This is a genomic window from Chromatiales bacterium, assembly GCA_014323925.1.
GTDB lineage: Bacteria > Pseudomonadota > Gammaproteobacteria > Poriferisulfidales > Oxydemutatoraceae > SP5GCR1.
On the sequence record JACONC010000014.1, the window covers coordinates 1 to 25,021 of the forward strand.

Annotated in this window: 17 protein-coding genes; 9 read left to right on the forward strand and 8 right to left on the reverse strand. The window is 44.3% G+C overall.

Annotated features, from left to right (window positions below):
• Both GDA45_06205 and GDA45_06210 read right to left on the reverse strand, forming a co-directional pair.
• A partial coding sequence (locus GDA45_06205; GenBank protein MBC6414454.1) for a cadherin-like beta sandwich domain-containing protein occupies positions 1-6,107 on the reverse strand: 6,107 nt, incomplete at its 3' end.
• Between the two features lie 253 nt (positions 6,108-6,360).
• Positions 6,361-7,557 (reverse strand): clan AA aspartic protease, encoded by a 1,197-nt coding sequence (locus GDA45_06210; protein MBC6414455.1) that lies wholly within the window; start codon positions 7,555-7,557, stop codon positions 6,361-6,363.
• A gap of 176 nt (positions 7,558-7,733) precedes the next feature.
• On the opposite strand from GDA45_06210, the gene GDA45_06215 reads away from it, so the two are divergent.
• The 4 genes from GDA45_06215 to GDA45_06230 all read left to right on the forward strand — a co-directional run bounded on the left by GDA45_06215 (position 7,734) and on the right by GDA45_06230 (position 11,746).
• Complete coding sequence (locus GDA45_06215) at positions 7,734-9,236, forward strand: VacB/RNase II family 3'-5' exoribonuclease (GenBank protein ID MBC6414456.1); 1,503 nt, start codon at positions 7,734-7,736, stop codon at positions 9,234-9,236.
• A 32-nt stretch (positions 9,237-9,268) separates the two neighbouring features.
• Positions 9,269-9,724 carry a tRNA adenosine(34) deaminase TadA gene (tadA, locus tag GDA45_06220; GenBank protein ID MBC6414457.1) on the forward strand — a complete coding sequence of 152 codons (456 nt, stop codon included), beginning with the start codon at positions 9,269-9,271 and terminating at the stop codon, positions 9,722-9,724.
• Positions 9,725-9,761: 37 nt separating this feature from the next.
• Positions 9,762-10,349, forward strand: coding sequence for a YihA family ribosome biogenesis GTP-binding protein (locus tag GDA45_06225; GenBank protein MBC6414458.1), 588 nt, complete (start codon positions 9,762-9,764; stop codon positions 10,347-10,349).
• A 179-nt stretch (positions 10,350-10,528) separates the two neighbouring features.
• Positions 10,529-11,746 (forward strand): FAD-dependent oxidoreductase, encoded by a 1,218-nt coding sequence (locus GDA45_06230; protein MBC6414459.1) that lies wholly within the window; start codon positions 10,529-10,531, stop codon positions 11,744-11,746.
• A 147-nt stretch (positions 11,747-11,893) separates the two neighbouring features.
• On the opposite strand, the gene GDA45_06235 is transcribed toward GDA45_06230, so the two are convergent.
• Positions 11,894-15,076, reverse strand: coding sequence for a hypothetical protein (locus tag GDA45_06235; GenBank protein ID MBC6414460.1), 3,183 nt, complete (start codon positions 15,074-15,076; stop codon positions 11,894-11,896).
• A gap of 36 nt (positions 15,077-15,112) precedes the next feature.
• Complete coding sequence (locus GDA45_06240; protein ID MBC6414461.1) at positions 15,113-17,008, reverse strand: hypothetical protein; 1,896 nt, start codon at positions 17,006-17,008, stop codon at positions 15,113-15,115.
• A 351-nt stretch (positions 17,009-17,359) separates the two neighbouring features.
• On the opposite strand from GDA45_06240, the gene GDA45_06245 reads away from it, so the two are divergent.
• The 5 genes from GDA45_06245 to GDA45_06265 all read left to right on the forward strand — a co-directional run bounded on the left by GDA45_06245 (position 17,360) and on the right by GDA45_06265 (position 19,875).
• Positions 17,360-18,319 carry an RluA family pseudouridine synthase gene (locus tag GDA45_06245; GenBank protein MBC6414462.1) on the forward strand — a complete coding sequence of 320 codons (960 nt, stop codon included), beginning with the start codon at positions 17,360-17,362 and terminating at the stop codon, positions 18,317-18,319.
• 228 nt (positions 18,320-18,547) lie between these two features.
• Positions 18,548-19,132, forward strand: coding sequence for a septum formation protein Maf (maf, locus tag GDA45_06250; GenBank protein ID MBC6414463.1), 585 nt, complete (start codon positions 18,548-18,550; stop codon positions 19,130-19,132).
• Between the two features lie 8 nt (positions 19,133-19,140).
• A complete protein-coding gene (locus tag GDA45_06255; protein MBC6414464.1) occupies positions 19,141-19,422 on the forward strand; it encodes a hypothetical protein in 282 nt (93 codons plus the stop codon).
• Positions 19,423-19,429: 7 nt separating this feature from the next.
• The gene (locus GDA45_06260; GenBank protein ID MBC6414465.1) at positions 19,430-19,615 is read left to right on the forward strand and encodes a hypothetical protein; all 186 of its coding nucleotides are present in this window, start codon (positions 19,430-19,432) and stop codon (positions 19,613-19,615) included.
• A 2-nt stretch (positions 19,616-19,617) separates the two neighbouring features.
• Complete coding sequence (locus GDA45_06265; GenBank protein MBC6414466.1) at positions 19,618-19,875, forward strand: hypothetical protein; 258 nt, start codon at positions 19,618-19,620, stop codon at positions 19,873-19,875.
• A 93-nt stretch (positions 19,876-19,968) separates the two neighbouring features.
• Here GDA45_06265 and sppA read toward each other — a convergent pair whose 3' ends face one another.
• The 4 genes from sppA to thiC all read right to left on the reverse strand — a co-directional run bounded on the left by sppA (position 19,969) and on the right by thiC (position 24,903).
• The gene (gene sppA / locus GDA45_06270) at positions 19,969-20,937 is read right to left on the reverse strand and encodes a signal peptide peptidase SppA (GenBank protein ID MBC6414467.1); all 969 of its coding nucleotides are present in this window, start codon (positions 20,935-20,937) and stop codon (positions 19,969-19,971) included.
• A gap of 131 nt (positions 20,938-21,068) precedes the next feature.
• Positions 21,069-21,662, reverse strand: a complete 594-nt coding sequence (metW, locus tag GDA45_06275) for a methionine biosynthesis protein MetW (protein MBC6414468.1) — start codon at positions 21,660-21,662, stop codon at positions 21,069-21,071.
• Entirely contained in the window at positions 21,662-22,801 is a 1,140-nt protein-coding gene (locus GDA45_06280) for a homoserine O-acetyltransferase (protein MBC6414469.1), read from the reverse strand. The genes metW and GDA45_06280 overlap by 1 nt, the downstream gene beginning before the upstream one ends.
• 278 nt (positions 22,802-23,079) lie before the next feature.
• A complete protein-coding gene (gene thiC / locus GDA45_06285; GenBank protein MBC6414470.1) occupies positions 23,080-24,903 on the reverse strand; it encodes a phosphomethylpyrimidine synthase ThiC in 1,824 nt (607 codons plus the stop codon).
• Positions 24,904-25,021 lie beyond the last annotated feature (118 nt).

Sequence of the window (25,021 nt, forward strand, 5' to 3'; positions counted from 1 at the left end):
ATTAATGCTAAATCAAAGAGGCTCGCATCATCTGACGCTGGTGGCGTAGCACGATTCACGGTTATCGTGTAGGTCGTAGTCGTCTCTCCATCCTGCGCAGTCACCTCTATCTCTATAACTGTGGCAGAACCTCGATCACCCAATGCCACATCAAAACTTGTGCCGCTTTCCAATTCAACACCATCCGTTCTAATCTCTGCATTCTCATTAGTCGCCGACACCGTCACTGTAACCGTCGACACCGTATCTAGCACGCGTGCACTGTACTCAAATGTTTGCTCATCAAAAATATCTGGTTCTACTATAACCGGAGTCTGACCCACCCTATCTGTTAACATTAAACTACTCAAAGTCGCATCTGCACTCGGCGCTCGATTCACTGTTACTACATAGCTACTCGTCGTCATTCCATCCTGCGCAGTCACTGCTATCGTAATTATCGTGGCACCACCTTCGACTAAATCAATAGGCTGGCTTGGATCATCACTACCATTTACCGTGATAGTTGCATTGGCATTAGATGCCATCGGGGTCACTGTTATTGTTTGCGTCGCATTTGCAACGCTCACTGTATAGCTCCGTGTTGTGCTACTAAAGGCCGGGCTTAGTGTACCTGCCGATACTGTCAGTACGCTCAAAGTCGCATCTGTACTCGGCGCTCGATTCACTGTTACTACATAGCTATTCGTTGTCATCCCATCCTGCGCGGTCACCTCTATCGTAATTATCGTGTCACCACCCTCGACTAAATCAATAGGCTGGCTTGGATCATCATTACCATTCACCGTGATAGTTGCATTGGCATTAGATGCCGTCGGTGTCATTGTTATTGCTTGCGTTGCATTTGCAACACTCACTGTATAGTTCGGTGTTGTGCTACTAAAGGCCGGGCTTAGTGTGCCTGCCGATACTGTCAATGCGCTCAAAGTCGCATCTGTACTCGGCGCTCGATTCACTGTTACTACATAGCTACTCGTCGTCATTCCATCCTGCGCAATCACTTCTATCGTAATTATCGTGACATCACCTTCGACTAAATCAATAGGCTGGCTTGGATCATCATTGCCATTCACCGTGATAGTTGCATTGGCATTAGTCGTCATTGGGGTCACTGTTATTGTTTGCATCGCATTTGCAACGCTCACTGTATAGTTCCGTGTTGTGCTACCAAAGGCCGGGCTTAGTGTGCCTGCCGATACTGTCAATGCGCTCAAAGTCGCATCTGTACTCGGCGCTCGACTCACTGTTACTACATAGCTACTCGTCGTCATTTCATCCTGCGCAGTCACTGCTATCGTAATTATCGTGGCATCACCTTCAGCTAAATCAATAGGCTGGCTTAGATCATCATTACCATTCACCGTGATAGTTGCTCTCGGATGACTCGCCATCGGGGTCACTGTTATTGTTTGCGTCGCATTGGCTACTGATACTGTATAGCTCCGTGTCGTGCTGCCAAAAGCCGGGATTAGTGTACCTGCCGATACCACTAAATCACTCAAGCTCGCATCACTACTCGGATCTCGGCTCACAGTCACTGTATAAGTATTCGTCGTCATCCCATCCGGAGCGGTCACCTCTATCGTAATTATCGTGTCACCACCCTCGACTAAATCAATAGGCTGGCTTGGATCATCATTACCATTTACCGTGATAGTTGCATCGGCATTAGATGCCGTCGGGGTCACTGTTATCGTTTGCATCGCATTTGCAACGCCCACTGTATAGTTCCGTGTCGTGCTACTAAAGGACGGGCTTAGTGTGCCTGACGATACTGTCAATGCGCTTAAAGTCGCATCTGCACTCGCCGCTCGTCTCACTGTTATCGTGTAGCGCTCCTCTGTTGCGTCGTCTTGAGCAGTCACTACCACCATAATCGTGGTGACATCACCTTCGACTAATTGAATGGCATTACTTGTACTGCCATTATCTACTGCTATATTATTCACCGTGATAGTTGCACTCGGATGACTCGCCATCGGGGTCACTGTTATTGTTTGCGTCGCATTTGCAACGCTCACTGTATAGTTCCGTGTTGTGCTACTAAAGGCTGGGTTTAATGTGCCTGACGATACCACTAAATCACTCAAGCTCGCATCACTACTCGGCATTCGACTCACTGTCACCGTATAACTATTCGTCGTCGTTCCATCTAGGGCGATCACTACTATCTCTATATCTGTATCTGTGCCAGTTTCCCCTAATCTGATATTATATGAATCACTACTATCTACAGTCTCACCCTCTATCATAATCGTTGCCAGCGTGCCTTCGGTCACTACCGGCAGCACTCGCACTTCAGCTATCGTATGCGCTACGCTTGCCGTATAGCTAGTCCTCGTTGACGCAAAAATAGGCATCAATTCAATCGTATCTCTATCAGTATCGGTTAGTGTTAAGCTGCTCAAGCTCGCCTCATTACTCAGTGCTTGGCTCACAGATCTCACAGTCATCGTATAGCTGTTCATCGTATTTCTGTCTGGTGCGGTCACGACTATCTCTATATCTGTATCTGTGTCAGCTTCCCCTAATCTGATGTTATATGAATCACCACTGTCTACAGTCTCACCATTTATCATAATCGTTGCCATCATGCCTTCGGTCGCTACTGGCATCACTCGCACTTCAGCTACCGTATGCAATACGCCTGCCGTATAGCTAGTCCTCGTTGGCACAAAAGCAGGCATCAATTTAATCATATCACCGTCAGTATTGGTTAGCACCAGAGCAGCTAAGGTTGCGTCAGGCGAAATTCCTTGTCCGCGCAATAAAGTGCCACATTGCGGTTGCTGAGAATTGCCACAAGCGGGATTGTTATCTTGATCATCACCGCTGCCATATTTAAGTAGCGGATATTCCGTGCTTGTTCTAAATGACCAATTATCTTCACTCCACTGATAATATGGGCTATCCGCATTATCAGGGTTCGCTGCTGTTGGCATTTGCAAGTCTGTCGTGCTATATCCGCGTGAGTTTATTATATTACTACTAGCAGCACTAACGCGATCTTCTCCTCCCCACTTATCGTTATCAAAGTAACTCCCTCTAATGGTCCCTGTATTATCCTGCGCTATAGCGCGTCCACCTGTGCGTGGATTGGTCTCAACCGCATAATATACATTCTCTATGACCCCTCGATTCGTGCGCATAAAAGCTCGGCTACCATCAAGGGCAATGGTGGCATTTCTGGCGTCCCCAATAATATAGCTATTGGAGACCTCAGACTCGCCTGATTCATCACGATTTTCACCGACGAAAAACCCGTGCATAAGGCCGCTAAACTCAATATTTACATGGCTATTAGATATCTTGCCGTTATTGTCTCGCACAAAAGTGGAGAAACTACTGGCACCGCGATAATTGGATACTCCTGTGATATAACAGTTTGTAATACGACCTGTTTTGGTTAACGTATAAGTGAAAATAGCACCTCTTTCCCTGCCTGCCGTTATAGTAATATCGACATCCCTAAGCCCTAAGTTGCGCACTGTGCCACTAATCCTCTCGATGAATCTGCCGTATCGCTTATCGCCAGTTGGAGCATTGACGAATAAATTGGCGATAATATGACCGTTGCCTTCTAAGATACCGCTGAAAAAAGTTTCACCGGCAGACTCACTCCCTATATAAGGCCAGCCGGCACCCGTTGTCCAACTAGATTTATTCGCTGGCGCATCTCTATAACTATCATCGTCGTTAAAGTCCAAGTCGCGCACTAACTCGTAGCCGTTGCAGGTAGCATTGCCGACACCTCCCCCACAACCAGTAGTGACTAAAGTAGCAGTGCTAGATGGTTGATAACCCGAACCATCCAAACGATAACGAATCGCATCGACATCCTCTAGATAACAGATCTCTATCAAACCGTCGTCATCGTTATCTATATCGGCGTCATCACAAACCGCTATGGCACCCCCGGGAAAATCTCGCCATAAAGCGAAACCAGTGACACGAACCACAGCTATGCTATAAGTTATCTCTGTTTCTCCATCCGGTGCCGTCACCACCACATTGATTATGGTACGCGCACCAATCTCCTCTAAAGGAACAAACGCAGTAGTCTCAGCACCACTGACCACAGTCTCTGTGACAAAGTTATCGGCATTCACCATAATCACTGATTGACTACCTTCGGTCGCTATTGCCTTCACTCGCACTTGCGCCAATGTGTTTGACACTGTTACCGCATAGGTCGTCGATGAATCTTGAGATAGATTTATCGTTCTTCCCTGATTATCCACGAGTTCCAAATCACTCAAGCTCGCATCACTACTCGTTGCACGGGTCACAACTATCGCGTAATTCCTTATTGTGACTCTGTCCTGTGCAGTGACTTCAATCGGAATCGTTGTAACGCTACCTGCAGCTAACATAATACTGTCACTCATAGTACCGCTAGCCACTGTCCTCCCATCCACTGTGATAGTTGCATTATCATCAGTCGTAGTTGGCATCACTCGCACTTGCCTTGCTGACACACTCACCGTATAGGTCGTTGTTGTCGGCGCAAAGGTCTCATTCAGTGGAATCGGTGTTGCGTCCGTTTGCGTTAATACCAAACCGCTTAAACTTGCATCACTACTCAGTGCACGAGACACAGCCACCGTGTAAGTTTCCATCGTTATGCCGTCCTGCGCTGTGACTTCAATCGTAATCATTGTCACGCCGCCTTCCGTTAGCTCAATATCTCTACTGGTTTCACCACTCACCACTGCTTCACTATCCACTCGGATACTCGCATTAGGGTGATTCGCTGTTGGCATTACTCGAACTTGTGCTACCGTGTTTGCTACCCTCGCCGTATAGGTTGTCGTTGTCGACACAAAATTCTCATCCAGTTGAAGCAGTGTTTCGTTCGTTTGCCTTAGCTCCAAACCACTTAAGCTCGCATCGCTGCTCGGCATGGGAAATTGATTGGCTAATAAACTACCACACTCGGGTTGCCCAGCCATACCACACGCTGGGTTGCTGAGATCGGCACCGGCATATTTCAGTGCTGGGAATTGTGAGCCATTACCGAAATCCCAGTTGGAAGTTTCCCACCCGCTATATATACCAGTTGCCGTAGTAGGCGACAGTAGTGCCTCAATGGTCTGTTGACTACTGTTTTTGTCGATAACACCAAAATCAGTGCCGACTAAAGTGCCTATCTGTCCATTCACATCACCCGTCGCATAGCTGTTCGTTATAGTGCCAGATAAGAAGCCGACTAAACTGCCTATACTGGACTGTCCCATCGCATTGCCCGTCGCATAGCTGTTCGTTATAGTGCCATCGGACGCGCCGACTAAACCGCCTATACTTGTACTTGACTGTCCCATCACATCGCCGGTCGCATAACTGTTCGTTATACTCCCAATATTGCTACCGCTTAAACCGCCTACCTGCTGACTGCTCCCAGTCACATCAACTCTAGCATAGCTGTTCGTTATACTCCCATTATTGTTGCCGATTAAACCGCCTACCTGCATGCCGCTCCCGGTCACATCACCTATCACATAGCTGTTCGTTATACCACCAACATTGGCGCCGACTAAACCACCCACGGTACCGCGTCCTGTGATATCTACATTTAACAGACCAACATTGATAATTCTAGAATCAAAATTTATCGTGTTGAATAAACCTACCCCATCAACAGATCTATCTATCATTAAGTTAGATATCGTATGGCCGTTACCTGCAAATGTCGCATTCAATGGTTGAAAGCTCCCACCTATCGGTAGCCATCCTTGAGCCGTTATCCACGCCGTATTAATGCGCCCACTGTCATAACTACCAGCATCGTCAAAGTCTAAGCTCCGAACTAACTCGTAGCCACGACATCCATCCTCAGGACAACCTGTCATTATTGAGGTCGCGATTCTACTCGCTCTATAGCCACTGCCGTCCAACTGATGACGTATCGCATCCAACCCCTCTAAGCTACACAGTTCTATCAAACCATCTCCATCTTTATCTATATCCATAGCCGCTGAGACACCGTCGTTATCAGTGTCCTCTATGAACTGAGTACAAGCAGGCAACAAAGGTTCCTGCGCAATCGCAGGTTGCCACAATATAGTTGCTAAGAATATAAATAGTAAAAATTGATTTGTGAATTTCATTCTATCTACTCTTACGAGGAGCTTGTCAACTATTTTGTGTATCTTCATTTTCAATATGAGATTATAAACTTTTAGTTGTTTGATTCGCGTCTGCAATAATTACTGGATTATACACCATACTGCTGTGCGATGCTGTGTAAACACAAATGGGGACACTAGAAAGTTTTAGTCACAGAATTTAATAAGTGAGGATATGTAAGTGTGTATAATCTCTTTCACTATAAAACCCTAACTGAGAAGCTCATCTATCCGTTTATAAGCTATATAAGTAAAGCGTTAAAGCCTCTTGGTCTAGGTTAAATTGAAACTCGCTTAGATAATCCATACCTAGCAGACCGTCAGGGAGAAAATCATCGGGCATTTTGGTAACACCTATAGCCATATCGGCAAATTTGACATCGCCGATGCCGAAACTATCTAATTTTATAGTGCGCGCTTCTACGGTATCGCTAGCGGTGGTTAATGTTAACGGCTCCTCATCTTTAATAGGCAACTCAACATCATCAACGAACTTTTCTCTAAGCACTGATAGAGATGCTCCAGTGTCAATTAGCAGTTCCGCTTCAATAGTATCGTTAATCGTTGCAATTATTATATATTTATGAGGCTCAGTCAGTTCTATCGGAATGGCGACGATGCCCTCGCCTTCAATAAATTTTTCTATATTGTTCTGCAGATATAAGGCTTTTCTATTCCATAAAGGATGTCCAACAATTTGACTGACACTGGCAAGCGCAGTGTAGTAATCGCTTAGCTTGAATTGAGCGTGTGCCAGTTTGTAATAGTAAGAGGATTGAAGTTCGCTATAATCTTTTTCTACCACTAAACCGTAAAGGGTAGCTAGAGCGTCCCAATCTCTTTTCTCAGTTAGCTGCTGCTCGTATTCATCTAATATCTCAGTTATGAGTTCATCTATAGCTTGCCCTTCGACGCTTTGGTCGCCGTATATTTTTGCGTCATAGGCATTACCGAGTGCTTCTAGATGACGGCCAACGATCTGATATAAGCGCGCTTGCAACACCAAGACCTCTGTGTCGTAAGCATTGCTATCTAAGTACGCAGTTATCAGTTGCTGTGCCTCTTCGTATTGATTAGAACGCATCAATGCAACGATGCGTGCAATCAGGCGATTGCGCATTTGCTGGGCAATGTCGTTACCTGTGCGCACTTCTTGTTGGTAAATAATGACTGCTTGCTTTTGGTCTTCTTGCAGCGATTCTTCAAATTGCTCTATGACAATGATATCGGTTTCGTTATAGTCCTCTATAGGAACATTTGCTATCTCATTGCCTTCTGTAGTCGCAGATTGTATCCTTGCTATATTTTGCTTGGACTGATTTTTTGTAATAGATTGTGCTATGTAGTCACGGTCGCTATCAGGTGTGGTAGCTAAAAACCAGCCAACTATCATACCCGCTAGAAACCAAAAAGCTATGTTGAGTAAAGGCATCTTTCTTAATAATTAAACCCTTATTATAAGGTATGTTCTACACCGTAGCATCCTAATGATAGGCACAGTTTAGAATACCTATCGAGCGAGTGCTGTGCGTGCGCATAACATAAGTTTATATTGTATAATCTAATGACCTTTCCGAGCTCTATGACGATTATTAAAAATATTAAATAATGTCCAAATCTAATACACATTCGGAAATTGACCAAATAATAAATCGCTTCGGTCTAAATGATGATTGGCAGGAGGGCACAGCGACTGAGTTGGAAAAATGTGCGGCGCACTCCGACGATATTATCAACGAAGCAGATAGAACAGATCTTAGACATTTGCCTTTTGTGACTATAGATGGTGAAGATGCTAAAGACTTTGATGATGCTATTTATTGCCAACCGCAAGGTGACAGCACAGTTTTATGGGTGGCTATAGCCGATGTTGCCAGCTATGTGCGCGTTGGATCGCTACTCGACAAAGAAGCGCTTAGGCGAGGTAATTCTACCTACCTACTAGGTAGAGTGCTACCCATGTTGCCACCGTTGCTATCAAACGGCTTATGTTCTTTATTGCCAGCCGAAGACCGTCCAGTGATAGTTTGTCGAATGGTCATAGATAATCAAGCACAGTTGTCGGAATACCACTTTAGCAAAGCATTAATCCGTTCTCGCTACCGATTGACATATCATCAGGTACAGACCTTTTTTGACAAAAACCCGCCTGGTTTTTTTGATTCTGCCGAAGTATCCTCTATGTTATTAACCACTGCTAAGCTCTACAAAGCATTGCGCAAATCTCGCCAACTGCGAGGTGCGCTGGATTTGGATATTCCACAAAGGCTATTATGCTTTAACAAAAAACAACACATAGAAAAAGTAATGCTGTGGGAAAGAAACGATACACACTGCATGATAGAAGAGTTTATGATTTGTGCGAATATTGCCGCCGCGCGTTATTTATCGTCGCAGGATTTGTGTTTTTTGAGTCGCGTGCACGAAGGCATGAAAAAAGAGTTGTTGCCGCAGCTCAATAATTTTCTGCGCGACTTAGGTTTGCGTTTAACTGGCACCAAGTCGCAAGACTTAGCGCGTATAGTAGAGCAGACATCTGAACACGAAAACAAAGAGATTATACACACCATGATTTTATCTTCGCTACAACGGGCAATTTATGCGCCCTCAACGAAAGGACATTTCGGGTTGGCTTTGACACACTACACACATTTTACTTCACCAATACGCCGCTATCCGGATCTATTGGTGCATCGTGCTATACACGCAGTATTGAACTCAACCGCCGGCTATCTGTATGGTGCAGACAAACTTGAATCAAAAGGACAGCATTGCTCGATGACCGAACGTCGTTCCGACGAAGCGGTGAGAGATTTAGAACAGTACTTTTTATGTCTACTAGCACAAACCAAAATGGGACGAAAATATACCGGCGTAATCACTGCAGTTGTTGCCTTCGGACTATTCATTGAACTAAGCGAGCTGAGAATCAGTGGCTTGTTACATGTAAAATCTTTGAAGGATGATTTTTACGAGTTTAACGAGGCCAAGAACCGCTTAAGGGGTGTGCGCCGTGGCAAAATATATAAAATAGGACAAGTAATAGAAGTTGCCATCAGGTCGGTACGACCAGATGAGCGGAAAATAGATTTACTACACATTAATTCTTAATCAGCCATCGAAGTGACTATACGCCAGCGGTTATGACTAACAACACAGACACTGCTTTTATGGAACAAGCATTGCAGCAAGCCAACATCGCACTTAGCAAAGGTGAGGTGCCGATTGGTGCGGTGGTAACCTTAAACGATGCGGTGTTGGCTAAAAGTCACAACAGTCCGATTGAAATGAACGATCCATCGGCACACGCAGAGATTCTGGTATTACGCAAAGCCTGCCAAAGCATAGATAATTATCGTCTGCTCAAAACTACGCTTTATGTTACTTTAGAGCCTTGCGCAATGTGTTTTGCGGCAATGGTACAGGCGCGCATAAGTCGGCTGGTATTCGGTGCATCAGATCCCAAACAAGGTTCGCTAGGTGGTGCGATAGACCTTAGAGACTTTGCCATGTTTAATCATCGCTTTGAAGTTCATCACGGCGTACTTGAAGATAAATGTAGCACTATATTAATTGATTTTTTCAAGCGCAGGAGATGACCGAGTAGCAAATAGCACACGATTATATTGCATAAAGATGTCAAGCAACTATTTCCAGCAGACACACTTTCTAAAATCTGCGATACGCCCTGAGCTATATCCGCACGATGACGGCAACGAAGTCGCAATAATCGGACGCTCCAATTCCGGCAAATCAAGTACGCTCAATGCGATTTGCACTCGTCCCAAACTCGCCCGGACTAGCAAAATTCCTGGGCGCACCAGAATGATCAATTTCTTTGCGGTAAAAGCAGGTAAACGGATAGTTGATTTACCCGGCTACGGCTACGCTCGGGCAGCCGCAACCGAACAGCAAAAATGGTCAGTTGCCATTAGCCAATACTTCGCTGAACGCAAGAGTTTACAGGGTGTTGTCATTGTAATGGATGCCCGCCGTCCACTTATGGAAAACGATTGGCAAGTGATACACTGGCTAGACAATATCGCCTTCCATGTGTTACTCAACAAAATCGACAAACTAAAGCAAAGCAAAACCGCACAATGTCTTGACAAGACATCGGCTGCCTTAAGCAACTATCGTGCAACAGTGCAATTATTCTCCGCTCATAACAAACAAGGAGTAGAGCAAGCGAGACAGAAGCTGTCGCAATGGTTGAAAATATAATGCGCGGTATGCCACGGTAGCCCGCGGTAGTGTGTCTACCTTACTTGTTGCGAAACTTTAGCAATAATACGCTAAATGCATCATCCACGAAAAGCCAATGAGGCGTTTATGCTACTGTAATATTTGGTAATAAAATATCTAATAATGTATAGTTAGCTTAGACCAAAGATAAATTTGATGTGCATATTTTTATTCTAGGAGCAGGTATCGCCGGATTAACTACCGCTTATCAGTTGAGCGCTCGAGGTATGAATGTAACTGTAATAGAGCGAGAACCTGAGCCTGCTATGGGTGCAAGTTATGCCAACGGTGCACAACTCTCAGTCAGCAATGCGCTACCAATGGCACATCCATCAGTCTTTTTTCATCTATACAAAAGCCTGGTTAAAAATAAAGGTGGGTTGTTTTTCAAATTGCATTTTTCAGCTAGCCAATGGCGCTGGATATATCATTTTATCAGCAACTGTCGAGCCGCCGTTGCCGAAGCTAATCTAATACGCATAGCAAAGATGTGCGTGCGCTCGCAAGAACTGTATTATCAACTATTCGAGCAGATCGATATGAAATTTGATCTTTCAAAGTCGGGGATATTGCATTTCTATTTTGATAACACCGCTTATAAAATCGCACAACACGAAACTGCCTTACTCAGGCAAGTTGCACCACAAATACGAACAACAGTAGACAAAGATAAAATAATAGAGATAGAACCGGCATTGAAGGCTTTCTCTGAGCATATCGTCGGCGGCTTTTATAGTGCGGAAGATGCAGTAGGAGATGCTAGACTGTTTTGCCTAGAACTAGAGCGTATATGCAAGCAGCGCGGCGTAGAGTTTTTATATAACACTCGTATAGAGGACTTAAAACTAAAATATCGAGAGAGTCTGATCGATACTAGTCAAGGTGATTTTCGTGCTGACCATGTGGTGTGCTGTTTAGGCGTTTATACACCGTTGCTATTGAAAAAGATAGGTATACTGTTGCATATCTACCCACTCAAAGGCTATTCAATTACCTTAGAGTTAGACGATGATGAATCGCAGATGAGCGCCCCTAAAGTCTCGTTGCTTGACGACCAGTATAAAATAGTTGCAAGTCGCTTAGGGCAACGACTGCGCATAGCAGGCATCGCCGAACTGAACAATTACGATCTCGAGCTAAACCCGCAGCGCATCGCCTACCTCAAGCAATGGGTACATCGGCATCTTCCCGGAGTATCAATAAATCGATACACATCGTGGGCTGGACTACGACCTGCTACTCCCTCGAACTTGCCTTATGTAGGCAATGCATACCACAAACGATTATGGTTGAATAGCGGACACGGTAGTTTGGGCTGGACCGCAGCGATGGCAACCGCCGAAGCAGTATGCAATGGGATTTCGGCTGATCTTTGATACCGCTATAGAATCAACCTAATGCGATACCAAAGCACATGCGCTACTTGGCATGTGGTATAGCAACGTACATCCGAACTGCGGTAAGTTGTGAAAATCACACCGCATCACTCTTATAGTTGCGCATCTAGATGCACAGACATATCCTTATAAGGATGTTTCGGTATAAGGAGCAAGCTGTGGGCTCGCATCCCGATTGAAAACTATAATTTTCTTGTCAAAATCTATTTTTGCGTTTTGCAGAGCATTGAGAGCACTTCTCCGGCATATTTCATTTGCCGCGCTACTCGTTATTACTGCGCTACGCTGCTGCGACAAATCGCGACCGATAATTGCCAATAAATCATCTTTTTGTGCAGCAGGTAGTAACTTATCTATAGCTTTTTGCCTTTGCTTTGCTTTTTTGACATCTTCTGGTTTCGCTATTGTAAAATCTACCAAATCACTCAGTGTGAACGGGCTATCGTTTGATCTAGTGTTCAATCTTTGTTGAGCAACTAGAGGTGCTTCCATCAAGTTATAAAATTCAGTGGTGTCGTCTTTTAGGGCTTTCGCATAATGTGCATTTATATTACCGATTAAATCTTCTCCCCATATCATGCCTTTCTCTCTCATAGTTTGTTTAGCGCCTTGATAAACCGTATCAGGAATCTGCCCTTTCAGTTGCTTGACTCGTCTAGAGGTATTGACGAGAAGCGCAGTTAAGCTCGCTATAGAGCGTTCCACTCCGCTTCCTACATCGGCTATCTGCCAAGCAGGGTTGCTGAAAATCGAAGGGGGTTTCATAGCTCTCTGTACGAGTGTTCCTAAATCACCAAGCAAGGTCGTATCGCCACCTTCTATTTGTTTCAGCTTTGCAATCATATTCTGCTGATTGATATGCAGAGCATCGTAGGTTTTGGCGTTGCGGCTATAGGCCTCTTTCATTGTCTTCTCTATTGCTTTTTGAAGATTTGGCACCTGATGTTTAGTTATATATGGCTCTTGCAACACGAGTTCCTTCATCAAGGATTCACTACCGGCTAATTTGCTAGACGCGATCGCTCCCAGTGCCTCGATTTTATTTGTTAGCCATCGCTCTAACAGTCTCATCGCTCTATTACGGGTATTGCTAAGTGATAGATTTTCTCGCTCGCCGAGTCTCCTTCGCAATTGTTCTCTAACCGTAGACAAAGAAGCGACCGGCTCGTCAAATTTGTATCCTTTTTTTACTCTTTGAACCAGAGCATCAAATTCTGTGTCGACCTGTTTCACCACCGCTTCACTAATTGCACGATTTAATTGTGGTAGGGTTGTAATCTGCATATTGTCAATTGCGCCTTCCAAGTCTCTATAGGCATCAGTTATAGACAAACCAGACTCGTTTAGGTGGTTGTATAATTCTAGTTGGTCTTGCTGATGCGCTTGCTCTACGCGCGGTTTAATAACAGCAGACAGCTTGTTCAAAACGATAGTTCGGGCATCGTGTTCATTGCTTATTGCCATCAGACTATCGCCATCTTTTAAGATATCTTCTCTGATTTGATGACCAATACTTTCGGGCGACATCAAGTCTATTTCGCTATCGGGCGCGGCATCCAACTTGCCAGAGAGCCTTTGATTTACCTCGCTCGCAAACTTTTCGGCATTATCTACCTCATCTAAACCAGTGTGTTTTTTTATCCAACTATCAACCAAATCTATTCTTTGGCGGTTGAGCAGTTTTAAGGCTTCGTCGCGTACTGGCATAGTGGACAATTCTTCAAGCTCTTCGCAAGCCATCAACCGCTGGTCCAGATTTTTCATAAGTCGCTCTCCAGTTCGCGGACTTACCAGCATATCCCTATTAAACTTATATCTAGTAGCGGCATCTGACAGTAGCGCATCAAAGTTACCTATTTTTTTTAGAACTAGATCGGCGATGATTCTCTTAATTTGAGAGGAATTAGTAATTTTGAGATTGTCTATGCCGGCAGTTATCTCTTCTCGTGTCTGTTCAGGTATATGAGCTTCCGCTAATTCTTCTTTCAATCTTAGTTTTAGTTGATCGCGCCCATGCTTGATACGATTATCTAAAGCAGTGGCTATCAACTGATCCATTAGTTCGCCTGCTTGTTTTTCGTTATCTAAAGGAGCAAAATCCTTAAACGCGTCTTGTGCCGCTTTGCGTAGTTCTACATCTATCCCCAATAGTGAGACATTCAACCGGCTCAATCCTGGTTGATCAGCAATTTTAGCTTGAAACATTGTATCTATACGGGAATGAAGTTGCCCTTCACTATCAGCACTACCATCGGCAGCGCTCAACTTAGCTATCCATTCCTTGACAGCAGCTTTTTTGCTAGACGCTCCTTCGCGTATTAATAGACGAATCTTCTGGGCTGCTGAATCTTCAGTTAGTATTTGATTGTTATCGCTAAGTAGATAATCCTCTAAATAATTTTCTATATGGAGCGATTCTAAGAACTGTCTATCAATACCATCCTGTTTAGATACTTCATCCAACAATGTATCTAAACGCTTGGTTACTTGTTCTACAACCAAACCATTGACGCGTGTATTAAGCGCTGCTCCGGTTGCTATTTTGGCACTATCAATTTCGGATTTAATCTCTTGTTGCTTTACTGATGATAGGCCAGTGGCGGATAACTTGCTTTTTAGTTCCTTTTGTACCTCTTGATGGTGCTGTTGCGCTTTGGTGATACGGTCATCGAGTATATTTGCTAGCAGTTTGTTTATTAAATTCTCCGCCTGGTTTTCATCCTTTATTTGCTCAGTAGTGTCTTCCTGAGCCATTGCTTGGCTGTAAAGCATCTCACTGATGCCGTCGCGCTCGACATCTCCGGCGTCAATATCTGCTAGATTTTCGGTTTTCCACGACAGCATAGTCTCAATTTTATTATCAAGTGCTGCTAGGTGGTCGTGGCTATCAGCATAGTCACCTTGTGCCGCCAACTGGCTAAACCAAGTTTTTACTTCCTCAACACGAAGGCGGTGTTTTTCTATGCGAATAAGTCTGTCTGCTTCTACCTTTGCATCTTCAATAAAGCGCCGAACTTCCCTCGTTGAAATGGGTCTATTTTCACTTAAGAATCTAATGTTGCTACCACCTACTAGTTTCAGATCAAAATACTTACCATAGGTCTGATCAACTTTCATTGCATCAATAAGCGGTTGTCTTGCTTTCATAACTGCTTGGCGATAACTACTGCTTGTTTTATAACGCAACCATACTATCAATCTACCGAAAATATTAGTTCCGCCGATTTCAATCGCATTCGTAGAACTGTTTAGGCTTAGATAGCCGTCGTGCCTACGGTTGACTATAGCGCTTAGAGATTGTAGATCCATTATTAAACCCGATTCATAAACGAGTATCTATAATTGCTAGATAACTCTTGATTCCTTTGAGGAAGTCATTTTCATGGTTTCAAAGCTAATTTTCTGATCTCTTAAAAACCGAAGCATACCTCGTTGAAACAAAGCTTCGGCATCGGCTTGGTTCATAACTCTGCTTCTGACCTTGGTTAACTGTGACTGCAAATTTTCCAGTAGAGTTCCTCTAACTGGCATGGGTATAACTTTATCTATCATTTGCCGTGTGTGGCTGGCTTTTCTCATACTTGACTTCATACTTGACTTTAGACTTGCTGCCGTACTTTCTGTAGTCGAATTATCTGATACTTTTTTAATCAACTCATTCAATGTGAAATGTTCAAGGTTTGCTTTACTACCTACTCTTTTTTCGGCAACCTGCGGACTTTGTAATACTTTATAATAACCCTTATAATTGTTAGATGTTAGAGAATGTATATACAGTTGATTGATTTCGGATACAAAATCGTAATCCCAGGTATGACCCTGTTGGATTTTTTCTAACAAAACTTTATAATACTCCTTCGGTATTTGTTCTTTAAGGGCTACTACTTTTTTATAGTTTTCGACAACAGGTGCATATAAGGTTTTTATGAAATCCGACACCGTTGTTTCAGCATCCGTCCCCAGCTGGCTGCTACGCTCGGATAGTGAACCTGGTTTCTGCTGTAGTAATTCTTTGAATTTACCAAGTAATTCATCTTTGTGTTCGTATTGCAACAAATTAGACAAAAATTTCTCTTTATTGATACCCAGTGCTTCGTAGGCGTCCTTATCTTTTACATAAGCTTCTGTTATAGCTTTGTTAACACCTTGTTGCATAGCTTCAGCCTCGGCTTTGTTGACATAAGGATTTTGCTCTACCATTTCTTTCATTAGCGCATAGGCACTATTGAATGGACTTGGTTTAATCACTTCGAGTACCTCTTTTTTACCTTTAACCCATTGGGTTAGCAAAGCAGCTGCTTGCTTGCGCGCGGTGTTTACAGATAGCATTTGCGATTGACTTTGCTCGGCAAGATTTGCTTGTACTCGCTCCTTGACTTCTGGTGATGGGCCGAATGGTTCGTCGACACCTTGATGTGCCATAACCTGTTCCAACAAACTGTCAAATTTATCGTCTATTTGTTTCAATACTAATTCGTTAACGACTGCCATTAATTCTTTACTAGTGGTAATCTTTCCATCGATAATCTTGTCAGCCAATTCTGATTCTTGTCTTGTAGGTAAACCAACATCCTCAAGCGCTCGGATTAAACGATTATGTAATTTCAGACGCGCTTCGTCGATATGTCTGTCCAATGCAACCGAAAGCACCTTATCTACATGCGTTTGAGCTTGCTTCCTATTCTTTATGGTGCTAAGTGCTGGTATATCGTTTAAGGCTGCTGCGTGGACTTCTTGCTGCAGAGTGCTGGTATCTATATCATCAATCTTTAAACCACCTTGCACATCCTTCATTTTTTCCGCAAGTGCCTCGTCGCAACGCTCTGAAAAATTATCTTTGCTCTCAGTTGATCCGCCCGCACCGCTAAACCAGTTAACAAAATCCGTAGCACTCTTGACGCTAGAGTCTCTTTCATCCATCACTTGTTCAATAAAAAGCCTCACTTTTCTGGCTCGCAACGGCTTAGAGTCTGACAAGAACTTATCTTCAAGATTACTATTTAATTTGTCTTGAAAGTCGGTGCCATATGTGTCGTCAGATACTAAGGTATTGACGACTCTTTCTTTAGCATCTGAGATTGATTGCCTATAACTACGGTTAAATTTAAAGCGCACCCAATGCACCGCACGACCAATAAAGGTGGTACCTTTAAGCTCTAGTTGATTATCCCGGTTGACAGTCAAATAACCATTCGATCTGCCCATTATAGAAGCAAGACGTTGTAAATCTATAGCACTCATATTGTCCTCCCTTTTAAGTCGCAATGGGAATCTATTCAGCTCAACAAAAACCAACCTAATGATTGACGCCTTACAGACCAACTTGCAATCTCAGCAGTCGCTACGGCACTCCCAACCGTGGCATTGGCTTAGTCGGGTTTTCGTTGGGTTTTTAGAACAACTAGCCCTAGTAATATATTAAACAACCATTCCAAGTTGTCAAGTTACTTATACAGTTCCATTCTAATCTCCCTACTAGGTAAGGAATATCCGTCGCTGTTCATACCTATTCATACCTAAATGACTAAATGACTAGGCGCAGAATAGTATATAATTCCCCTTTTCTTAACCAGCCAAGAATATACGGCAAAAGTGCCAAACAAAGCGTTGCTCAGTATGATAGCCACTATGGTAACCCAGTCTAAAAAGCAAGGTGTTAGTTATATCCGAGTGTCTGCGGAATACCGCGGACAGCGCATTGATAACTTTTTGTTCAGAGAATATAAAAATCTGCCCAAGAGCTATATCTATCGCATAATTCGTTCAGGTGAGTTACGCGTGAATAGCGGGCGCGTGCAACCTTCATATAAATTGACCGACGGAGATAGAATCAGAGTGCCACCGCTGGTGCACAAGGCTTCGCCACCCCCGCGCCTATTGGATACTGATGTGGATTCCATAGCGAAGTGTGTCCTATACGAGGACGACGAGTTATTAGTGATAGATAAACCGGCACATCTTGTTGCACATAGCGGTACTGCCCATAGTTTCGGTCTAATTGATTTACTCAAACATAAATACGCAAATAGCGACCTGAACCTTGTACATCGCCTTGACAAGGATACTAGCGGTTGTCTAGTTGTTGCGAAGTCATACGAGCCACTGCTTCGCCTACAGCGGTTGTTTCGCGACTCGCAAGTTGAGAAAATCTATCAAGTACTAGTGGTGGGTCGTTGGCAACAACCGCAGCGTGTTTCTATGCCACTGCGCCGTGTAACACAGAAGCAAACGGTGGCTGATAACGGCAAGTATGCAGTCACTGATTTCTCGCCTATACGGCTATTTAACGACTATAGTCTAATGTCAGTCTCATTAATTACCGGACGCACCCATCAAATTCGCGTCCACGCTGCACACTGTCGACACGCTGTGGTAGGCGATAAAAAATACGGCAATTTTGCTGAAAATCGCAAATTTGTCCGCTTAGGTCTCAAGCGTATTTTTTTGCACGCCCATCGCGTGTCGTTTAATTGGAACAATCGGGTATTATCATTTGAGGCTGCACTGCCTGATTCTCTACAACGGATAATAGACCAATTAGCCACCGACTAGTACATGTCAACCCCAAGTACATGTCAACCCCAAGTACAGCGGAAAGATACCTCGTAAATGCTATAATGCTCTACCTTTTGAATACGCCTTGAATACATCTGCTCTAACAATGTACTTTCATACTTTGCACTTTCATACTTTGTACTTTCATACTTTGATAGGGTGCCTGGCGCGCATAACCATAAATCAGCTATGCCGAACCGTGCGACACGCATCTCCTTCGCTATTATGAAAACAAAAATTGTGCTAGCCTCGGCATCCGATTCACGCCGACGATTGTTGGAGAGACTGAAGCTCCAGTTTGAAGTTCATGCAGCTAATATAGACGAGACCGCACAACCCAACGAACAAGCGGCGGAATTGGCAAAACGATTATCGTGTGCAAAAGCAGTCGCGGTTGCCGACCATTATCAAAATGCTTTGATCATAGGTTCCGACCAATGTGGCGAAGTTGACGGGCAAATCATCGGCAAACCGGCCGATGCCAAGCAAGCGTGTGCACAACTCGCATTATGTTCGGGTAAAGAAGTTGTTTTTCATACCGGACTGTGTCTGTTTGATACTAAACATCGGCATCATCGCTACGAAAGTGTGTTAACACGGATACACTACCGCCCTTTTAGTAGCCAAGAAGCACTGGCTTATGTGCGTATAGAACAACCTTTCGATTGTTGTGGTAGCCATCGCTCGGAAGGCTTGGGAATAGCACTATGCGATAGTATTCAAAGTGCCGACCCAAGTGCGATGCTCGGATTGCCTTTAATCACGCTGGCCAAAATGCTTGACCAAGCTGGTGTGTCATTATTGGCTTAAGCAGTAGTATGACGGCTGCAGTGATGTACTGGGTAGAGAGCGGCAGATTAGAGTGTATTGGTGCGTTTGGTAATAAGCCGGGATTGAAGGCACGCGGTCAGAGCGACGGTGTCGGTAATGTGTACGAGCGAATGTATGCGTCAGGTGAGTTACGGTTTTATGACGGACACGCGACACCGGTATCGCACTTTATCAAAGACCTTGCATTTAGGATTAGATGCAAGATGGAAGGAACTTGGTGGCAATTGCAAGGCGACGATGAAGTTGCATATTATTTAGTTCTACTATAATGACGGTATGGAAAACAAACAAGGCAATTTAATTGATACAAGTAAGACGATAGAGAGGCAGTTGCGACAGCGTGCCGCTAGTCGCAGGCGTTTCATTGAAGTGCTAAAAGTGAAAGATGCCGGCGGTGCATTAAGTCGTTTTGATTTAGAGTTTATCCGTCGTTTTGATAGACAGCGAGTTATGGAGTTTTAGTTATGACCGAGATAGCTTTATATAATTTATTGAAGCGGATACCTGATGCTACTGATGACGAAGTAGAGAAGGCGGTTGCTGATGTTACGAGCACAAAGGAAGTAGCAACTAAGTCCGATATAGTAGAGCTAAAAGTAGAGACTAAGGCAGATTTAAAAACAGGTTTAGCAAACCTAGAGACTAGGCTGACCAATAGAATATATGCGGTTGCGGGAATAATTGTCACAGCCGCCGGATTGATGATAAAGTTTTTAAATTAAATGTGTCGCGTGTGTCATATAGAACACCATCGAGCTGAGCGTAAAGAAGCGATAAAAGGTTGGCATGGCAGGACTTTATCCGTTAGCGTTGCTTTAATATAATGCTGGGGTTTGCATCCGCCATAATAGCAAACTGCTAATCTGTGTGCCGAGTCTATCGACAACTCTATCTAACAGATCTTTATGTGGTCGATAAACTACGATGTTTTCAACCCCTACAACTTCTCGCGCAACTTGCTGTGGTGAAGCAAAATTATCTATCAAACCTAAATCTTTAGCGTCTTCACCAGTCCATATTAAGCCGGAAAACAACCGCTCTTCTGCAGCGAGTTTGTCGCCTCGTCCCTGTTTTACACGGTTGATAAATTGCTGATGCACTTGCTCTAGCAATCCCTGCATGTGCGCATCGACGACCGGATTAGAGACTGCAAAAGGATCAAGCATATCTTTATATTTCCCAGCCTTCTGCACACGACGCTCTATTCCTAGTTTGTGGATTGCATCAACCAAACCAAAGCCGTTGAAAATGACGCCTATAGAGCCGACTAAACTGGAGCGGTCAGCATAGATTGCATCGGCAGCGGCAGCAACATAATAAGCCCCTGATGCACCGATATCTGAGATAACCGCATAGCACGGCTTATCGGCATATTTTGATCGCAGGCGTAAAATCTCATCGCTGATATGCGCACTTTGCACTGGGCTGCCGCCAGGACTATTAATTTGCAAGATAACCGCTTTCGCACTTTTGCTTTCGTATGCCTGCTGCAAGGTTTCAATGATATCAGCCGCCGATGCTGGTGTGCCCTCAATAATTGGCCCCTCCAATTTTATCAACGCAGTATGCTCGTCTACTAGCGTCGGCTGTATCCCCTCTGGCGATTTCAACGATATCACAAATGATACGATGATGCCAACGATTAAAAGTCGGTAGAAAATACGCCAGCGTCTTGTCCGTCGCTGCTCTTTCGTATAATCTTCCAGCAAAGAACGCAGCGTGTTTTGTGCCCAGCTTTCGTTGTTGCTTTGCGGATTAGAGTTTGATTGATCTTTTATATCCATTTTTACCTCTTTGATCTAAAGCTATCCATTTTATACTCCATTTTATACTATTTGCTTGAACTTACACTATGCCGTTCTCTAAGGTCGCACCCGCGATTTGCCTCGCACGAAGGGTGGATGTATCCGGCCAGTTATTTGATGCTCAACAAATAGAGTGCAACCTCACTCATCAGATTAGGCATCCAGCGTGTAGTCGGAGAAACTTGGTACGAGTGATTCACTCCGACATTTTTTATACAACGGATATTTTTTTTAGCACAGAGCGCCTCAAAATCAGAGATCGTACACAGATGGATATTTTCGGTCTCGTACCATTGCGCCGGCAACACGGTTGTAACTGGCATCCGGCCATTGAATAGCTCCCACCGACTCTTCCAGTATCCCATATTATAAAAAGTGATAATCGTCTGATTAGCAATGCGTAGCATTTCATCCAAAATTCTATCTGGGTGGCGCACCGCTTGCAGGGTTTGCGTCATCAGCACATAGTCAAAGCTGTAGTCGGAAAAATAATTGTGCCACTGCCCCTCAAGGTCGGCTTGTATCACATCAACGCCGTTCTCTATACAACGCACGATATTGTCATCGCTTATTTCCAATCCGAGCCCAGATACATTCCTCTCTGAGCGCAGATATTTCAATAACGCACCATCGCCACAGCCTAAATCTAGCACTCGCGTGTTCGGCTTAATCCAATTACTGATGAGCTCCCAGTCAGCACGCATCATAACCCCTTCGCTATCTGTTCCATATACGCACGCAAAATTTTATGATAGCTGGGTACTGGCATCAAAAAAGAATCGTGTCCGTGGTGCGCCTCAATCTCACAATAACTGACACGGCTATTAGATTGTACGAGGGCTTTGACTATTTCATGCGAGCGCGTGCTGGAAAATCGCCAATCAGCAGAGAAAGAAACGACTAAAAAACCGCAACTAGTCTGTCTGAATGCGCTACTTAAATCACCTTCGTATTCCGCTGCTGGATCAAAGTAATCTAACGCTTTGGTCATCAATAAATAAGTATTTGCATCAAAACGATTGACAAAAGACTCTCCTTGATAACGCAGATAGCTTTCAACTTGAAATTCAACATCAAACCCGTAGCTTAGTTTAGGTGTTTTGAGTTCTCTGCCGAATTTTTTCCGCATCGCATCATCCGATAAATAAGTGATATGCCCTAACATTCGCGCTAACATCAGTCCTTTAGCAGGAACACCTTTGTCGTAATAATTACCGTTGCAAAACAAAGGGTCCGACACAATCGCTTGTCTTGCCACCTCGTTGAATGCGATATTCTGCGCCGACAACCTCGGTGCGCAAGCAATAAGAAAAGCGTGGGCTACTTTGTCGGGATAATCTATCGCCCACTGCATAGCTTGCATACCTCCTAAGCTACCCCCTATCACTGCTGCCCAACAAGGTATATCAAAAGTCTCTCTTAACATATTTTGGCTACGCACCCAATCCTTAACGGTAACGATAGGGAAATCGGACGCATACAGTTTGCCCGTTTTAGGATTAATCTTATTAGGACCACTGCTGCCGCTACAACCACCCAAATTATTCGGACAAACAAAGAAGAAATGATTGGTGTCGAAAGGTTTACCGGGGCCTATACAGTTATCCCACCAACCGGATTTTTTATCCGACTGACTATGATAACCTGCCGCGTGCTGGTCGCCCGACAATGCATGACAGATTAAAACGGCATTGGAGTGTTGCGCATTTAGCGTGCCATAGGTCTCGTAAGCCAGCGTAAACTCAGGGAGCACATGACCACAATCCAAGGTTAAACTCTGGTTAAAATTGAGCTGTGTAGACTCAACTAAACCTACGGAATTGGAAAAATCTTTTTCGGTCATATCTGTAAAAATAAAATGATCCTTAGTATAAAGCAATTATTATATGGCAAACGGATGCCAATATTTTTACTCGCTCAGCAAAGCAATAGAAGATAAATGAGTCGCCTTACAAATGTGTAGCTGATATTTTAGCTGATATTTTAATTCGCTCTTCTATTTAATTTACTTTATTCACCCAGTATATCTATCCGTGAAATACTACATCTCGGACTACGGATTGGCTAGTGTAATGTTTGCAACAATTTTCGCAACAATTTTTTCAACCAGGCAGATAATATCTATAGCTTACGGTAAACTTCTGCGCTACTGTCCCTAAACTCGTCGGCTTTTTCTTTCAGTCCTGTTTGCACCGCCACTTTTACATCACTAGCCCCAATGTTTGCTGCATAGGCACGCACATCTTGGGTAATTTTCATCGAGCAAAAACGCGGTCCGCACATCGAGCAAAAGTGAGCGAGCTTGGCAGCTTCTTGCGGCAAACTCTGGTCGTGATATTCCCTAGCTCGTTCGGGGTCTAGGCTCAGATTGAATTGATCTTGCCAGCGAAACTCAAAACGAGCTTTAGACAAGGCATTGTCTCGCAGTTGTGCGCCTGGATGCCCTTTCGCTAAATCTGCAGCATGAGCTGCTATCTTATAAGCAACCAAGCCATCGCGCACATCCTCACGATCCGGTAAACCCAAATGCTCTTTAGGCGTTACATAACACAACATTGCAGTGCCATACCAACCAATCATCCCAGCCCCTATCGCCGAGGTAATATGGTCGTAAGCTGGGGCAATATCGGTTACCAAAGGACCTAGCGTGTAAAACGGTGCTTCCATACAATCGTGCAACTCCTTATCAACATTTTCCTTTATTAGATGCATCGGTATATGTCCAGGACCTTCTATCATAGTCTGCACATCGTGTTGCCAAGCAATACGGGTTAATTCACCCAAAGTTTGTAATTCGGCAAACTGTGCAGCATCGTTAGCATCGGCGATACTGCCAGGGCGCAACCCATCGCCTAATGAAAAACACACATCGTACTGTCTCATAATCTCACACATCTCTGCAAAATGCGTATAGAGAAAATTTTCTTGGTGATGCGACAAACACCACTTCGCCATAATTGAACCGCCGCGAGAAACGATACCAGTGACGCGTTCAGCAGTCAACGGAATATAACGCAATAACACACCGGCATGAATCGTAAAATAATCGACGCCCTGCTCAGCTTGTTCAATCAGTGTATCGCGGAAAATCTGCCAACTTAAATCTTCAGCTTTGCCGCCGACTTTCTCCAATGCTTGATAGATAGGCACAGTGCCTACCGGCACCGGCGAGTTACGAATAATCCACTCTCGGGTCTCGTGTATATTTTTGCCGGTGGAGAGATCCATAATGGTATCTGCTCCCCAACGCACTGCCCAGATCATCTTTTCGACCTCGTCGGCAATAGAAGAACGGATGGCAGAGTTACCTATATTGGCGTTAACCTTGACCAGAAAATTACGCCCTATGATCATCGGTTCAAGCTCCGGATGATTGATGTTAGACGGCATAATCGCCCGTCCTTTAGCAATTTCCTCACGCACAAATTCAGGGGTTATCGTATCTGGAATCTCGGCTCCGAAACGCATACCTCTATGCTGGCATAATAAATCGGCATAAGCCGGATCTTTTTTAATCTCGCTCAGCCGAGTGTCTTCGCGTAGCGCAACATATTCCATCTCTGGCGTGACGATGCCTTTGCGCGCATAGTGTATTTGCGTGACACAACGCCCTTTAGTAGCGCGGCGCACCGCCGGCGCATGGCTGTTAGACGAGACTGTCTCGCAATCGGCACGCTCGTCTATCCATAAATGGCGAGTCTTTGCTATGCCACGATATAAATCTATTGCTATAGAATCGTCGCTGTAGGGACCTGCAGTGTCGTACACTGGAATCGGCGGATTGGCTATAGGGCCACTCTCACTAGGTGTGTCACTTTGTATAATCTCTCGCATTGCTACCCGTAAATCAGACCGCGAACCAGCTACGCGGATTTTACGTGAAACCTCTTGCTTAAGTGCCGCAGGCAAAGTTATCTTTTCAAACTGTTCGGGTGTTTTGCTCATTGTGCCTATCATTATCACCTAATGCCGATATATGCGCAAGCGAGGGTTTACAATAGGGTCGCTGCCACGGTGTAGAGTGCGACCAGCGACCAAACAGGTTGTGTATTAATGCCAGATA

Coding starts and splice junctions, on each gene's coding strand:
- GDA45_06280 (MBC6414469.1), bottom strand. CDS start 22,801: ATGACCGAAAAAGATTTTTCCAATTCCGTAGGTTTAGTTGAGTCTACA.
- sppA (MBC6414467.1), bottom strand. CDS start 20,937: ATGGATATAAAAGATCAATCAAACTCTAATCCGCAAAGCAACAACGAA.
- GDA45_06240 (MBC6414461.1), bottom strand. CDS start 17,008: ATGAGTGCTATAGATTTACAACGTCTTGCTTCTATAATGGGCAGATCG.
- GDA45_06265 (MBC6414466.1), top strand. CDS start 19,618: ATGACCGAGATAGCTTTATATAATTTATTGAAGCGGATACCTGATGCT.
- thiC (MBC6414470.1), bottom strand. CDS start 24,903: ATGAGCAAAACACCCGAACAGTTTGAAAAGATAACTTTGCCTGCGGCA.
- GDA45_06255 (MBC6414464.1), top strand. CDS start 19,141: ATGACGGCTGCAGTGATGTACTGGGTAGAGAGCGGCAGATTAGAGTGT.
- tadA (MBC6414457.1), top strand. CDS start 9,269: ATGACTAACAACACAGACACTGCTTTTATGGAACAAGCATTGCAGCAA.
- GDA45_06235 (MBC6414460.1), bottom strand. CDS start 15,076: ATGGATCTACAATCTCTAAGCGCTATAGTCAACCGTAGGCACGACGGC.
- metW (MBC6414468.1), bottom strand. CDS start 21,662: ATGCGTGCTGACTGGGAGCTCATCAGTAATTGGATTAAGCCGAACACG.
- GDA45_06260 (MBC6414465.1), top strand. CDS start 19,430: ATGGAAAACAAACAAGGCAATTTAATTGATACAAGTAAGACGATAGAG.
- GDA45_06215 (MBC6414456.1), top strand. CDS start 7,734: ATGTCCAAATCTAATACACATTCGGAAATTGACCAAATAATAAATCGC.
- GDA45_06225 (MBC6414458.1), top strand. CDS start 9,762: ATGTCAAGCAACTATTTCCAGCAGACACACTTTCTAAAATCTGCGATA.
- GDA45_06210 (MBC6414455.1), bottom strand. CDS start 7,557: ATGCCTTTACTCAACATAGCTTTTTGGTTTCTAGCGGGTATGATAGTT.
- maf (MBC6414463.1), top strand. CDS start 18,548: ATGAAAACAAAAATTGTGCTAGCCTCGGCATCCGATTCACGCCGACGA.